The 13,628-nt window shown below is 42.7% G+C and carries 13 protein-coding genes and 2 pseudogenes; 11 read left to right on the top strand and 4 right to left on the bottom strand.

Annotation, left to right across the window (positions count from 1 at the left end):
• Positions 1-26: 26 nt before the first annotated feature.
• The 10 genes and pseudogenes from WKT03_RS06900 (at position 27) to WKT03_RS06855 (ending at position 7,938) form a co-directional block, all read left to right on the top strand.
• Positions 27-593 (top strand): Gx transporter family protein, encoded by a 567-nt coding sequence (locus tag WKT03_RS06900; protein ID WP_340391324.1) that lies wholly within the window; start codon positions 27-29, stop codon positions 591-593.
• A gap of 96 nt (positions 594-689) precedes the next feature.
• Entirely contained in the window at positions 690-2,015 is a 1,326-nt protein-coding gene (rsxC, locus tag WKT03_RS06895; RefSeq protein ID WP_340391323.1) for an electron transport complex subunit RsxC, read from the top strand.
• An 11-nt stretch (positions 2,016-2,026) separates the two neighbouring features.
• Positions 2,027-2,953: pseudogene (locus WKT03_RS06890) on the top strand (RnfABCDGE type electron transport complex subunit D); the annotation flags it as partial.
• Positions 2,954-3,004: 51 nt separating this feature from the next.
• On the top strand, positions 3,005-3,616 hold the full coding sequence (locus WKT03_RS06885) for an RnfABCDGE type electron transport complex subunit G (protein ID WP_340391537.1): 612 nt from the start codon (positions 3,005-3,007) through the stop codon (positions 3,614-3,616).
• Positions 3,616-4,356, top strand: a pseudogene (gene rsxE / locus WKT03_RS06880) (electron transport complex subunit RsxE); the annotation flags it as partial. The gene WKT03_RS06885 and the pseudogene rsxE, both read left to right, overlap by 1 nt.
• Positions 4,357-5,015: 659 nt before the next feature.
• Positions 5,016-5,588 (top strand): electron transport complex protein RnfA, encoded by a 573-nt coding sequence (locus tag WKT03_RS06875; RefSeq protein ID WP_021943102.1) that lies wholly within the window; start codon positions 5,016-5,018, stop codon positions 5,586-5,588.
• A gap of 12 nt (positions 5,589-5,600) precedes the next feature.
• Positions 5,601-6,392: an RnfABCDGE type electron transport complex subunit B gene (locus WKT03_RS06870; protein ID WP_340391321.1), complete on the top strand. Its 792-nt coding sequence runs from the start codon at positions 5,601-5,603 to the stop codon at positions 6,390-6,392.
• A gap of 140 nt (positions 6,393-6,532) precedes the next feature.
• A complete protein-coding gene (locus WKT03_RS06865) occupies positions 6,533-6,781 on the top strand; it encodes a YlmC/YmxH family sporulation protein (protein WP_117785395.1) in 249 nt (82 codons plus the stop codon).
• Between the two features lie 56 nt (positions 6,782-6,837).
• Positions 6,838-7,305: a transcriptional regulator NrdR gene (gene nrdR, locus WKT03_RS06860; RefSeq protein WP_021943105.1), complete on the top strand. Its 468-nt coding sequence runs from the start codon at positions 6,838-6,840 to the stop codon at positions 7,303-7,305.
• A gap of 12 nt (positions 7,306-7,317) precedes the next feature.
• Positions 7,318-7,938, top strand: coding sequence for a YigZ family protein (locus tag WKT03_RS06855; RefSeq protein ID WP_021943106.1), 621 nt, complete (start codon positions 7,318-7,320; stop codon positions 7,936-7,938).
• 257 nt (positions 7,939-8,195) lie between these two features.
• On the opposite strand, the gene WKT03_RS06850 is transcribed toward WKT03_RS06855, so the two are convergent.
• From WKT03_RS06850 to WKT03_RS06835, 4 genes are read right to left on the bottom strand one after another with little or no spacing between them, the layout of a single operon-like run.
• On the bottom strand, positions 8,196-9,227 hold the full coding sequence (locus tag WKT03_RS06850) for an ABC transporter permease (protein WP_340391320.1): 1,032 nt from the start codon (positions 9,225-9,227) through the stop codon (positions 8,196-8,198).
• 21 nt (positions 9,228-9,248) lie between these two features.
• Complete coding sequence (locus tag WKT03_RS06845) at positions 9,249-10,367, bottom strand: ABC transporter permease (protein ID WP_340391319.1); 1,119 nt, start codon at positions 10,365-10,367, stop codon at positions 9,249-9,251.
• A gap of 24 nt (positions 10,368-10,391) precedes the next feature.
• Positions 10,392-11,030: an ATP-binding cassette domain-containing protein gene (locus WKT03_RS06840; RefSeq protein ID WP_340391318.1), complete on the bottom strand. Its 639-nt coding sequence runs from the start codon at positions 11,028-11,030 to the stop codon at positions 10,392-10,394.
• Position 11,031: 1 nt separating this feature from the next.
• Positions 11,032-11,304 (bottom strand): hypothetical protein, encoded by a 273-nt coding sequence (locus WKT03_RS06835; protein ID WP_021943110.1) that lies wholly within the window; start codon positions 11,302-11,304, stop codon positions 11,032-11,034.
• Between the two features lie 279 nt (positions 11,305-11,583).
• On the opposite strand from WKT03_RS06835, the gene WKT03_RS06830 reads away from it, so the two are divergent.
• Positions 11,584-13,293, top strand: a complete 1,710-nt coding sequence (locus tag WKT03_RS06830; RefSeq protein WP_340391317.1) for a S1C family serine protease — start codon at positions 11,584-11,586, stop codon at positions 13,291-13,293.
• Positions 13,294-13,628 lie beyond the last annotated feature (335 nt).

Genomic DNA, 13,628 nt, shown 5'->3' with positions numbered 1-13,628 from the left:
AGGAAAGGCATATATAGAAAGAAAAGATGGGGAAGAAACAAAAAAATTCCAAAAAAAAACCTACAAATAGGAAGATACAGAAAAAGGCTCATAACAGCGCAGGAACGATAGCACAGCTTGGAATGTTTATTGCGGTTGCAATGGTGTTTTCATATATCGAATCCTTTATCCGGATCGATATCGCGGTACCGGGAATCAAGCTCGGACTTGCCAATATTGTAACTATTGTAGTGCTGTGCAAGCTTGGACTTGCGGATGCGGTTTTGGTATCCGTGCTCCGTATCTTCCTGTCGTCTTTATTATTTGGCAATTTTACCGTTATGATATATAGTCTTGCCGGAGCAGCAGTCAGTATGCTGTTTATGTGGATCTCTGTTAAGATCGGTTTTTTTTCAACAACGGGAACGAGTATTCTTGGAGGCGTCGGACATAATGTTGGTCAACTTATCGTTGCATATCTGGTGATAAAGAACCAAAATATCCTGATATATGCTCCGGTTTTACTGGTCTCTGGAACGATCACGGGAGTTCTGATCGGTCTTGCGGCAGCATTTGTCATGCGGGCGGTTGGCGGTCAGATTGGCAAGTTTTAGGGTTGTTTTTGACCCTGTGAAGTATTATTATATGATTAGTTTTTCTCGATAATAGAGAATGAATTGATAAGAATAACGAGAGAAAGAGGTATGCAGATGGGTTTATTAACTTTTTCGGGTGGTATTCATCCATATGAAGGCAAAGATCTAACAAAAGACAAGCCTGTCAGAGAATATCTTCCAAAGGGAGAGTGTGTTTATCCGCTCAGTCAGCATATAGGTGCACCGGCTGTTCCGATCGTAAAGCGTGGCGACCGTGTACTGGTAGGACAGAAGATTGCAGAGACAGGAGGATTTGTTTCGGCAAATATCCATTCTTCAATCTCAGGAACGGTAAAAATGATCGAACCGAGGATGACAAGTGGCGGTAATAAAGTAAATTCAATCGTAATAGAAAATGACGGTTTATTTGAGACGGTTGATTTCTCCGAGAATGTGCGAGATCTCTCCACACTTTACAGAGAAGACATCAAGGATATGATCAAGGAGGCAGGTATCGTTGGAATGGGCGGTGCAGGTTTTCCGTCTCATGTAAAGCTGTCACCGAGAAATGAAGATGATATCGAATATATCATTGTAAACGGTGCGGAGTGTGAACCGTATCTGACTTCTGATTACAGAAGAATGTTAGAGGAGACAGATAAGCTGATCCTTGGACTTCAGATCTGTGTAAATCTGTTTGATAAAGCAAAGGGAATTATCGCGATTGAAGACAATAAGCCGGAAGCGATTGCAAAGATCTCAGAGCATCTGGCTGATAACGATAAGATCGAGGTAAAGGTTTTAAAGACAAAATATCCACAGGGGGCGGAACGCCAGTTGATCTATGCAACGACAGGGAGATATGTAAATTCCAAGATGCTTCCGGCAGATGCAGGCTGTATCGTACATAATGTAGATACGATCGTTTCCATCTATGAAGCGGTGATCGAGGGTAAGCCACTGTACACCAGAATCGTAACGGTTACAGGTGATGCTATCGTTAATCCATGTAATCTGCTGGTTCGTAATGGTACAAGCTGTCGGGAGATCATAGAAGCGGCAGGCGGCTTTAAGGATGGCAAGATGCCGGAGAAGATCATTGCAGGCGGCCCTATGATGGGTAAGGCGATGTTTTCACTCGATGTTCCGGCAGTGAAAGGACTGTCGGCACTTCTTTGTATGACACATGATGAGGTTCAGGACTGGGAGCCATCTGCATGTATCCGTTGTGGAAGATGCGTGGATGTCTGCCCGGGAAGAATTATTCCGTCAGATCTTGCAAAATATGCAGAGCATGGCAATATAGATGCATTCTTAAAGCATGATGGCATGGAATGCTGTGAGTGTGGCTGTTGTTCTTATGTATGTCCTGCCAAGAGACATCTGACACAGACAATAGCCGGAACCAGAAAGAGTATTCTGGCAAGTAAGAAGAAGTAGGAGGTGGAGACATGGAAGAAACAACATTGAAGATTTCCGCATCTCCGCACGTCAGAGATCGGAAAACGACATCATCCCTGATGCTGGACGTGATCATTGCATTACTGCCGGCGAGTGTGTTTGGTGTATATAATTTTGGAACAAAAGCATTTGTGCTGATCTTAACCTGTATAGCATCTTGTATTTTTTTTGAATGGGGCGTGGAAATGCTCCTGCACAGAAACAGTACAGTAAAAGATTTCAGTGCAGTCGTAACAGGCCTGCTTCTGGCATTGAATCTTTCGCCGGAGGTTCCTATATGGATGGCGATACTCGGAAGCGCATTTGCCATTATTATAGTAAAACAGTTATTTGGCGGCCTGGGTCAGAACTTTATGAATCCGGCACTTGGAGCCAGATGCTTCCTGTTAATATCATTTGCGGGAAAGATGACTACATTTACATATGATGGAGTCACAACAGCGACCCCACTTGCAATTTTAAAGAGTGGCGGAACAGTAGATGTATTAGATATGTTTATCGGAAGAATTGCAGGTACGATCGGTGAGACATCTGCGATCTGTCTGTTGATCGGTGGTTTATATCTGATCATTCGTAAGGTGATCAGCCCGATCATCCCACTGGTTTATATTGGAACATTTTCCGTATTTATATTCCTGTACTCCCTTGCATCCGGCATGGGCTTTGAGCCATTATATCTGGCAGCGCACCTTTGCGGTGGCGGTCTGATGTTAGGTGCTTTCTTTATGGCGACCGACTATGTGACCTCACCTATTACAAAGAAGGGAAAAGTGGTATTTGGTATTATCCTTGGACTTCTGACCTTCCTGTTCCGAATCTATGGCGGCTCGGCAGAAGGTGTATCCTATGCGATCATTATTTCGAACCTTCTTGTTCCGTTGATCGAACGGTTTACACAACCGAAGTCATTTGGTAAGGGCGCTGAGCTTCAGAAGGAAGAAGGCGGATCGGCAGCAGACGGCAAGAAGATGGATAAGAAATCAATTGTCATCGCATCGGTAGCAATCCTTGTTATTACACTTGTTGCCGGCGGTGTGCTTGCATATGTACAGCAGATCACAAAGAAGCCGATCGAGCAGGCGGAACAGCAGGCAAAGGAGGACGCATACCGGGAAGTATTCACAGATGCTGATAATTTCCAGACGGTAGATGGCTTCGACAGTGAGGCGGTATCTGCATGGCTTTCGGATAAAGGCTATAAAGCAGATATAGATGAGGCAGTAACTGCTTGTGACAAAGATGGAAATGCACTTGGTTATGTATTTGTTATTACATCCCATGAGGCATATGGCGGAGATCTTCAGCTTGCTCTTGGTGTAGCTGAGGATGGAACTACAAATGGTATCTCCTTCCTGTCATTAAGTGAGACAGCAGGACTTGGTATGCAGGCAGATACAGATGAGTTCAAATCACAGTTTGCAGGCAAGAATGTAGCACAGTTTAAATATACAAAATCCGGTGCGACATCGGATGAGGAGATCGATGCATTAAGTGGTGCGACGATCACGACAAATGCAGTCACGAATGCAGTAAATGCGGGACTTTCCTATGCAGATTATCTGAAAGGAGGAGCAAACTAATGGGTAAATGTACAGAACGTTTATACAATGGTATTGTGAAAGAAAATCCAACCTTTGTGCAGATGCTTGGTATGTGTCCGACACTTGCGGTTACATCATCAGCGATCAACGGGGCAGGTATGGGACTTTCTACAACCTGCATTCTGGTATTAAGCAATGCGTTTATCTCACTGCTTCGTAAGGTGATACCGGATAAGGTCAGAATACCATCTTATATTGTTATCATCGCTTCCTTTGTAACGGTTATTCAGTTTTTAATGCAGGCATACCTGCCGTCCTTAAATGACAGTCTTGGAATCTATATTCCACTGATCGTAGTAAACTGTATTATTCTTGGACGTGCAGAGAGTTACGCTTCGAAGAATAAAGTCCTTCCGTCAATCTTTGACGGACTTGGAATGGGACTTGGCTTTACGATAGGTCTTACCTTGATCGGTATGTTCCGTGAACTGATCGGAAAAGGCTGTGTATTCGGATTCCAGATCATTGGAGATGGCAACCTTCTTCAGAAGACATCAGGAGCAGGAAAAGCAATCGGAGATGTGCTTGCAGCATATACGCCGATCACGATCTTTGTACTTGCACCGGGAGCATTCTTTGTACTTGCTTTTATTATTGCAACGATCAATAAGAGAAATGCGAAGAAAGCAGCAAAGGCACTTGCAAATGGAGAAGAGATCCCTGCAAGCTGTAAGCCGGAATCCTGTATGGGATGCGCAAACATCATGTGTGCAGGAAGAAAGGCTGCTATGCAGGATACTCAGGTTAATGTCCAGACAAATGCCGGCAAGGCATCCGCTGCACAAACTCTGACAGCACCGGTACCACAGCCGAAAAAGGTTGTGATCCCGGACAAGATAGCAAAGAAACCGGTAGAGCAGGAAAATGAACAGCCGGTACAGCAGGAGCAGTCGATACCATCAGCGCAGCAACCGGTTCAGGAGATGCAGTCGGCACCGACCGTACAGCAGGCTGTTGCTCAGAGTACACTGCAGCCACAGATAGCAGCTTCATCAGAGACTGCGACTACTCCGGTTTCACAGGAGCCACAAATACAGGTAGCACAGGCAATACAACCGGCGCAGCAGCCGGTACAGGAAAAGCCAGCGCCAACTGTACAGCAGACTCCGGTTCAGGTGGCAAAAGAGATGTCTGACAGACCGAGAATCCATATTCCGGCGAATCTGAACAGAGTACCACATGCAGTTGTACTCTCAGAGACAGACAATCCGGTTTCAGAGTCAGAGAAAGCGGAAGCAGTATCGGAAGAATCCGATATGGTTGACACATCAAAGCTTGTAAGACCAGATGTTGCAAGTGCAGATCAGGTAAACAAATATCAGGAATTTGATGAGAAACCGACAGATAAAAAGAATAAGAAAAGGGGAGGTAGAAAATAATGCATATTTTATTATTGGCAGTTGGAGCAGCCCTCGTAAATAATGTAATATTAAGCCAGTTCCTCGGACTGTGCCCTTTCCTTGGCGTATCAAAGAGTGTAAACACAGCAACCGGTATGGGCGGGGCAGTTATATTTGTAATGACGATCGCTTCAGCGGTAACAAGTATTGTTTATTATGGAATCCTTTCCCCGCTTGGATTAGATTATCTGAATACGATCGTGTTCATCCTTGTAATAGCGGCACTGGTACAGTTTGTAGAGATGTTCTTAAAGAAGAATATGAAGTCTTTATACGAGTCACTTGGAGTATACCTTCCACTGATCACAACAAACTGTGCAGTTCTTGGTATCGCACTTTCAAATGTACAGAATGAATATACGATCCTTGAGAGTATAGTAAATGGTTTTGGTTCAGCAGTAGGTTTTGCGATCTCAATTACGATCCTTGCAGGTATCCGTGAAAAGCTGGAATACAGTGATATTCCGGAAGCGTTTAAGGGTACTCCGATCGTTCTGATCACATCAGGTCTGATGGCAATAGCATTCTTTGGCTTTGCCGGATTGATATAAGGAGGGATCGTCATGGATATTACAACAATTCTGATCGCAGTTGCAGTTGTAGCAGGCGTTGGTGTTATCATTGGTGTTCTGCTTGGTGTAGCTGGTGAAAAGTTCAAAGTTCCGGTAGATGAAAAGGCAGTTATGGTGCGGGAGCTTCTTCCCGGAAATAACTGTGGTGGATGTGGATATCCCGGCTGTGATGGCCTTGCAGCAGCCATTGCAAAGGGTGAGATGCCGCCATCTGCATGTCCTGTTGGAGGTGCAGCCGTTGCAGAGGCAATCAGTGCAGCACTCGGCGTAGAGAATACAGCAAGCACTAAGTATGTAGCCTTTGTCAAATGCGCAGGTGACTGTGAGAAGGCAAAGGATGTCTATGACTATGTTGGGCCAAAGACCTGTGTTCTTGCACAAAACAGCCCAAATAACGGGCCAAAGGGCTGTACATATGGCTGTACAGGATATGGTTCCTGCAAGGCAGTCTGTGAATTCGGTGCGATTGATATTATAGATGGCATTGCAGTTGTAAATGAGGAAAAATGTAAAGCGTGCGGAAAGTGTGTAGATGTCTGTCCAAGACATCTGATCGAGCTGGTTCCATACGATGCCCCTCATCGTGTCAGATGTAATTCAAAGGAAAAAGGAAAAGAAGTAAAGGCAGTATGTTCAGCAGGGTGTATCGGCTGTTCACTCTGCGTCAGATCCTGTGAATTTGATGCGGTATCGGTAGAGCAGAACCTTGCACATATTGATTATGATAAATGTACCCATTGTGGCGCATGTGCCAGAAAGTGTCCGGTCAAGATCATAAGCTGATCAATGTGATCGGATTCAGAGCCTGACTGCTGTGACTGATTCATAGGCAGATCGGTGCAACCGATAATTTATATGTCTAAATATATTCTCTGTTTCATATTATGATACGGAAGGTGGATTTTGTTGAAAAGGGAATATAGATGAGGTTTTGTGAATTAAAAGAAAAAGAAGTAATAAACTGCAAGGACTGCCAGCGGCTTGGCTTTGTTGCAGATATTGAATTTGATCCCTGCTCCGGAAGAATTGAGGCGATAATTGTTCCGGAGCAGGGAAAAATTTTCTGGTGCTTTGGATCTTGTGAGGAGTATCGCATTGATTTCTGTAATGTAGTAAAGATCGGGCCGGATATTATTTTAGTTGACATTCCTCCCCGAATATGTAAAAGTTAGTAGCAGAAAGAATAGAGGGGATAAAATGATGTTCCCTGATTTACGGAGGCAAAAACATGAGATGTCCATTTTGTTATGTTGATGATACAAGAGTTATAGATTCCAGACCGGCGGATGACGGTTGTTCGATTCGAAGAAGAAGACAGTGCGATGCCTGTGGCAGACGTTTTACGACGTATGAAAAGGTTGAGACGATCCCGCTTATCGTAATCAAAAAGGATAAGAACAGAGAGACTTATGACAGAAAGAAGATCGAATCCGGTATCATAAGATCCTGTCATAAAAGACCGGTATCTGCGGAACAGATATCCAAGTGTATCGATGATATCGAGAACGAAATCTTTAATCTGGAGGCAAAAGAAGTAGAGAGTACAACAATCGGTGAGATCGTTATGGATAAGATCAAGGATCTGGATCAGGTAGCTTATGTAAGATTTGCTTCTGTATACAGAGAGTTCAAAGATGTGAATACATTTATGAATGAGCTGAGTAAGTTATTATCTGCAAATTCTGACAAGAAATAGACGGGAACAATCATGGTAGATTCATATAACACAATACTGACACCGGGCATCGATGAGATCGTTGAGAAGAAATCCAGATTTATTGGTTATGCACAGCCGGTTTCTTCAGAAGAAGAAGCATATGCGTTTGTAGAAAGTGTCAAGAAAAAACATTATGATGCACGACACAATTGCCATGCATTTGCAATCGGAAAAGAGAATACCCTTTATCGTTTTTCAGATGACGGAGAACCGCAGGGAACAGCTGGAAAACCGATATTAGAAGTGATATCGGGAAATCAGGTAACAGATATTTGTATTGTGGTTACAAGATATTTCGGTGGTACTCTGCTTGGAACAGGAGGGCTTGTCCGGGCATATACAGAAGCCGCTAAGCTTGCCCTTGCAGATGCCGGCATTCATCAGATGCAGCGCATGAAGCTTATGGATATCACCTGCTCCTATAATGATTCCGGCAAAGTACAGTATCTCTTATCAACAAATGAGATCAGCATAGAGAATACAGAATATGGCGCAGACGTAACCTTCCATACAGCAGTCCCTGTCTCCGATGTATCTATGATCAAAAAGAAGATTACAGAAGCAACAGCAGCCCGCGCTGTAATCGACGAAAAAGGCGAGAAATTCGTATAAACAAGGCTCATTCTTTTTGCGCCAATTAATTTAAAGTAAATATAAAATAAGCTTGCCTGTAGCGCTATATGATTAGCTATGACATTTGTATAAGTTTCGTTATGAGCCTTGCACTAGCTGTCAGCACCAAGCCCATGTTTGAACCCGAAAGGGTGAGTTTGGGCGACTGCTGACAAATATGCTGTGCGAGGCGAATAGAAATGATACAACGTCATAGTAATTATGTAGCGTTACAGGTAAGCTTATTTTTGTTCTCCCTAAAAAAAGGTCGGCGGAAAAAGGTAGGACAGATACCGCAGGATCGGCGCATAATCCTCCAGATGCAGGAAGATCGGCGAGAAGATCAAAGTGCAGATCACAAGAACCGGCAGAGCCGATACAAACGGCTTATAATGTCGGAAGATAAGCAGACAGATAAAAGTGAACAGCAGACACAGCAGTATATATCCGAACATCTTTAACAGAAATGGCAGGATGGCTTCCGGCTGCTCATATAAGTAGAGCGTAACTACACTGACCAGCCATACCGGTGTTATATTAGCAAGAATACCGGTCAGACAGAAACGCAGTCTTTTCCGTTTGGATACTCTGTCATAGATGTGGTCATCCTGATCCTTCAAATAGACCAGCAAACCGACCAGAGAAGATAAGAACAGAAGAAAACCGGTAAATGCATGAACCGGGAACAAATCTACGCTGTCGGTTGTTCCATGGTAGGCTCCTGTATTATTGACAGATAACCGGAAGACAGAATCACTGTTCATATAATTTCTGTATTGATCTTCCAGATATGACTGGAAAAAACTCCGATAAAAGTCTTTTGTGGCAGAATTCGATGCCAGATAGTTGACGGCAATAGCCGGCGAGAAAGTATCCAACAGCCGGTCGAATAATGTTTCGGAAAAGATTGTCTGGAACATCGAAGATGGGGAAGTGTATAAGCGAATGTGGCAGTTCTTGATATCATGTATAAATGCGTCAGAAAATCCATTGTCAAACGCAAATCCACAGTCATACCGCCCGGATGCAACCTGATCCTTTAATTCCTCCATAGAACTGCATTTCTCGAAAGTAAAGCAGTCCTGATGTCCGGAGAGCTCCTGCTCCACCTGTGCCAGGTAACTGTTTGATTCTTCCATATAATATCCACAGATGAATACCGTGCTTTTTTCTTCCATCGGCAGATTTTTTACATAGAATGCCGTGAACGGAATGATCAGCAGCATCAGAAGATTGATGAATTTTTTTGAAGTCCGTTTTAACAGGATTCTGTATTGACGTAACAGCATAAGCAGTTGTCCTTTCATCGATTAATGGTAAAAGCCATTACATAAGTGGTTTAACAGTTGATAATACGGGGTATGTTCAGCAAAATTCTGGATGAAGTCAGGCAGAAGTCTGACCGGAACAATACCGCCTCCGATATAAGCCAGTAAGAAAGCTGTCAAAAATAACAGCAGGCATGCCCCGGAATATCCGGTTGGCAGATACCCGATCAGCAGGATAACGAATCCGATAAACAGGATCGCGAGTATTCCGGCAAAGAATCCCGATATATGAAACTGCAAAGGGGCAAAATGACCGATCGTACCTCCGGTCATACAGCTAAAGAACAGTATCGTATAGATCATAAATAATGTGATCGTAAGTGTCAGATACTGACTGATTATAATATGCGCTTTGGTGATTCCGTGAAGCTTCAGACGAAGACGTAATGTATCAGAATTCCCTTTTATAAAAGATAAAAAGACGATTCCGCTGAAGAACAGCAGAAGCAGCAGTCCTGATACCATGTAATACTGATAAGGGGTGTAAGCTCCGGTAAGCTGTAAATCTTCTTTAATATAAAGCTCTGTTCTGGATAAGACATAATCCATGTAGAGATTATCGGCGTCCGTTGCAATTTGTTCCAGTGCAGCATCCGGGAGCCCCATTTGATATGCGCCCTGATAAATGATCGTAGTTGCAGCCTGTGCAGTAGCAAGCATCGATGAGGTAGATTTGAACACCTCATTTAGGGTGTATGTCTCTAAAGTACCATCCTGATTATAAATGACCGTGATCGGATTGTCTTCTCCGTATATAATGCTGTTGATGATATTATCAGGAATGATGATCAGCGCCTTGATCTGGTCGTTTGCAAGCATCTGTCTGCCGTGATCTTCGGAAGCTATCTCGATGAAATGGCAGGTAGCCCGGTAGCTGTCCATTTCACTTACCATAGAATATGCCATCTTGGCATAAGGAGAAGATGCATCGGCAACCAGCCCGACATTGACCGGTTCGATGGTCTGCTCATTATATAATAACCGGTTCGACAGCAGAACGACGACAGAGAGTCCGACCGCCAGAATGAGAGTGATCAGGACAAGCGGAAGAAACCGCTGCTTTATTCTTTTAAGGTCTGTTAGAAATAATCGAAAAAACATAAGAACATTCACATCCAATCTGAATCAGGCACGAAGCATGGCTGCGTAATCTGCACCATTTGCTTCCTGTAGTAAACCATCCTTTAATATATAGATGCGATTACAGATGGAGAGCGCATCTTCTTCATGTGTTGCAACGATAATGCTGCCTCCATTACCGGTATATTCCTTCAGATAGTCCAGAATTCCTTTTTTACAGAGAAGATCTAACGCAGCAAGTGGTTCATCCAGTAATAAAAGATCCGGTCGCTCCAGCATACAGATAGCAAGGCTCAGACGTTTCTTCATACCACCGGACATTGTACTTACCTTCTGATGAAGAAAAGCATCTACACCGAGTTTTTTTAAGATAGAGAGGCTGTAGGTGCTGTTTAGCTCGGCAGATCTGCCGGAGTACCAGAGCTTCAGATTATCCAGACCGGACAGCTCCGGAATCAGTGGATTTTCCTGTGGAAGAAAACTGATCGTATTATCCGGTTCGTCAAAAGAATAAGTGCCATGATCCTGTCGGAGTCCACCGGACAGAATACCAAGCAGTGTTGATTTTCCGGAACCGTTGATTCCCAGAAGCCCGATACATTCACCGGGTGCAACTTGCAGGGAGATATGATTTAGTACCATTTTCTTTTTATAATTTTTTCCAATATCATTTACAGTAAACATATTAATAATCCTCTTCAATAACCTGAAAATCCAGATAGTCGAATTCAATCGCTTCCACGAAATTATCATGATTGAAACGTGTTCTTGCGTGGAGAATAAAATCATTTTGATTTTTCTTCAGCCAGATCGGTTTTGCAAGATCAAATTCATAGCACATTTCCTCTAATGCTTTGTATACCTTTTTTGTTCGTGTCAAAGACGCATCATCTATACAGACAACCGTATCCTTTATCAGCCGGTTATCCTTCATTATTTTACCCCATACTCGGAACATAAGTTAAAACCTCAATTTCTATATAATATATGTAAAAATATTGCATACCACAAAAATCATTCTGTAATCTGTCATAAAAAACTGTATTTCAATTTCCATATGAAGTCAAGCATAAATAAATGTAAGTTGTTCAAAATTTTTATACACGAAAAACACATTTCTTCTACATGGAAAACACACTTCTTACACAATTACAGATTATAGTATAACCTGTAAATAAGAAAGAGAGCAGTAAACAAAAGAAAGCTGCTGTTACATAGAAAGAAAGGATGATTGATTATGGATGAGAATTTTAGAGAAGAACAGGATCGTCAGTTCGACTCAGAAAGCCAAACACAGGAACAGACACAGACAGCTTCCGAACAGACGACGGAACAGATGAATATGCAGAATGAGAATAGCTCCTATGGACAGAACTATGGAAGCAGCAACGTATATGGACAGACTGGTGCAGAACAGAACGCAAATGCATATAACCCGCAGAATGCACAGAGTAGTATGTATCATGGAACACCGGGACAGAATATGTATTTTGGCGGTGCATTTTACTCCAGCAATCAGCATGCAGGATATAACAGCCAGACCGGCTATACATCAGCTTACACGAATCCATCAGGAAATGCTGCACAGGGTACAGGTGCTTCCACGCAGAATATGAATGGTTATTCCGAAAATGTAAATAAAGCAATGCAGAAGGCTGCTGAGAAGGAAAAGAAAAAATCAGAAAAGATGGTACGCTCGGCAAAGAAGAAAGCAGATAAAAAAGCTAAGAAAGAAATGAAGAAAACAAACGGTGGAAGAAGTACAGGAAAGAAGGTAGCAACGACTATAGCTGCGGCAGTTGTCTTCGGACTGGTTGCAGGCTGTGTCTTCCAGGGTGTCCGGTATGGAAGCGATAAGTTCTTAAAGAAAGAAAATCAGACGGTTCAGATCGGATCAGATACAACTACAAGCTCCGCTTTGCTCGATGCAAATGCATCCGGAAGCACCGGTGACTACAGTGTAGCAGATGTAAGTGCAACTGTAATGCCATCCATTGTATCCATAACAGGAACATATGTAACAACATATCAGTACTGGTTTGATACCTATGAGCAGGAGCAGTCAGGAGCAGGCTCAGGTATCATAATCGGAAAAGATGAAACAAGCCTTTATATCCTGACGAACTATCATGTGGTAAAGGATGCAAAAGAATTATCAGCAGGATTTATAGATGGTGAATCAGCCGGTGCAGAAGTAAAAGGCTATGACGAATCAAATGATGTAGCGGTTGTAACCGTTCCGTTAAAGAAGATCAAGGACGACACATTAAGTCAGATCAAAGAGATCACAATCGGTTCATCCGAGAACTTAAGAGCCGGAGATCCATGTATCGCTATTGGTAACGCGCTTGGATATGGACAGTCGGTAACAGTAGGATATATCAGTGCTCTTGACCGTGAAGTCAGTGTAGATGACGGAACTGTAAAGGTTCTTCAGACTGATGCAGCTATCAACCCTGGTAACAGTGGTGGTGCTCTTGTAAATATGAAGGGCGAACTGATCGGTATGAACACAGCGAAATATGTAGACAGTACAGTAGAAGGAATGGGCTACGCACTTCCTATATCCGATATACAGGATATTATCAACGATATTCTTGCAGGCAAGAGTACAACCAAATCAGGATCAACCTATCTTGGTGTAACCGTTAAAAATATCACATCTGAATATGCAGAAGGACTGAATATGCCGGAAGGAGTATATGTATATTCGGTAAGTGAAGGATCTCCGGCAGAGAAATGCGGACTTCTTACAGGTGATATCATTGTAGGTATTGATGGAAATGATATTTCAGACAGTACAGATCTTCAAAGCCAAATAGCAAGTGGAAAGGTTGGCGATGAGATCGAGATCGAATTCTACAGAAATGAAAAAGGCGAATATGTTAAGAAAACTGTAAAAGCAACTCTGGAAGCAAAGACAGAAGATTTGACCCAGAATAACTAGAAGTTTTAATATATACAGATAGAGAATATCAGACGGAAGCCCTGAATATGGACAGTTATATATATAAGTATAACAGCCATATTTGGGGCTTTTTTCAGGCATAAAAAAAATGCAAAAAATGTCAAAAAAAGTGTTGACATCTGACGTCTGATTTAGTATTATATCAACTGTTCGCGGTACGAAACACCGAACGAACAAAGATTACAACTTACAAATTTCATGATGATTCTCATCTGGAAAGCATGCAGAACATCAAAAAAGAAATTAAAAAAGTTGTTGACAAAGAACACTGAATGTGATAACATATAGAAGTTGTCGCTGATGAGTTCGACAAT

The sequence above is a fragment of the Coprococcus sp. HCN-4056 genome, assembly GCF_037892645.1.
Classification (GTDB): domain Bacteria; phylum Bacillota; class Clostridia; order Lachnospirales; family Lachnospiraceae; genus Coprococcus; species Coprococcus ammoniilyticus.
The sequence above is the reverse complement of the archived record's forward strand: the minus strand, read 5'-3'. Positions and strand labels throughout refer to the sequence as shown.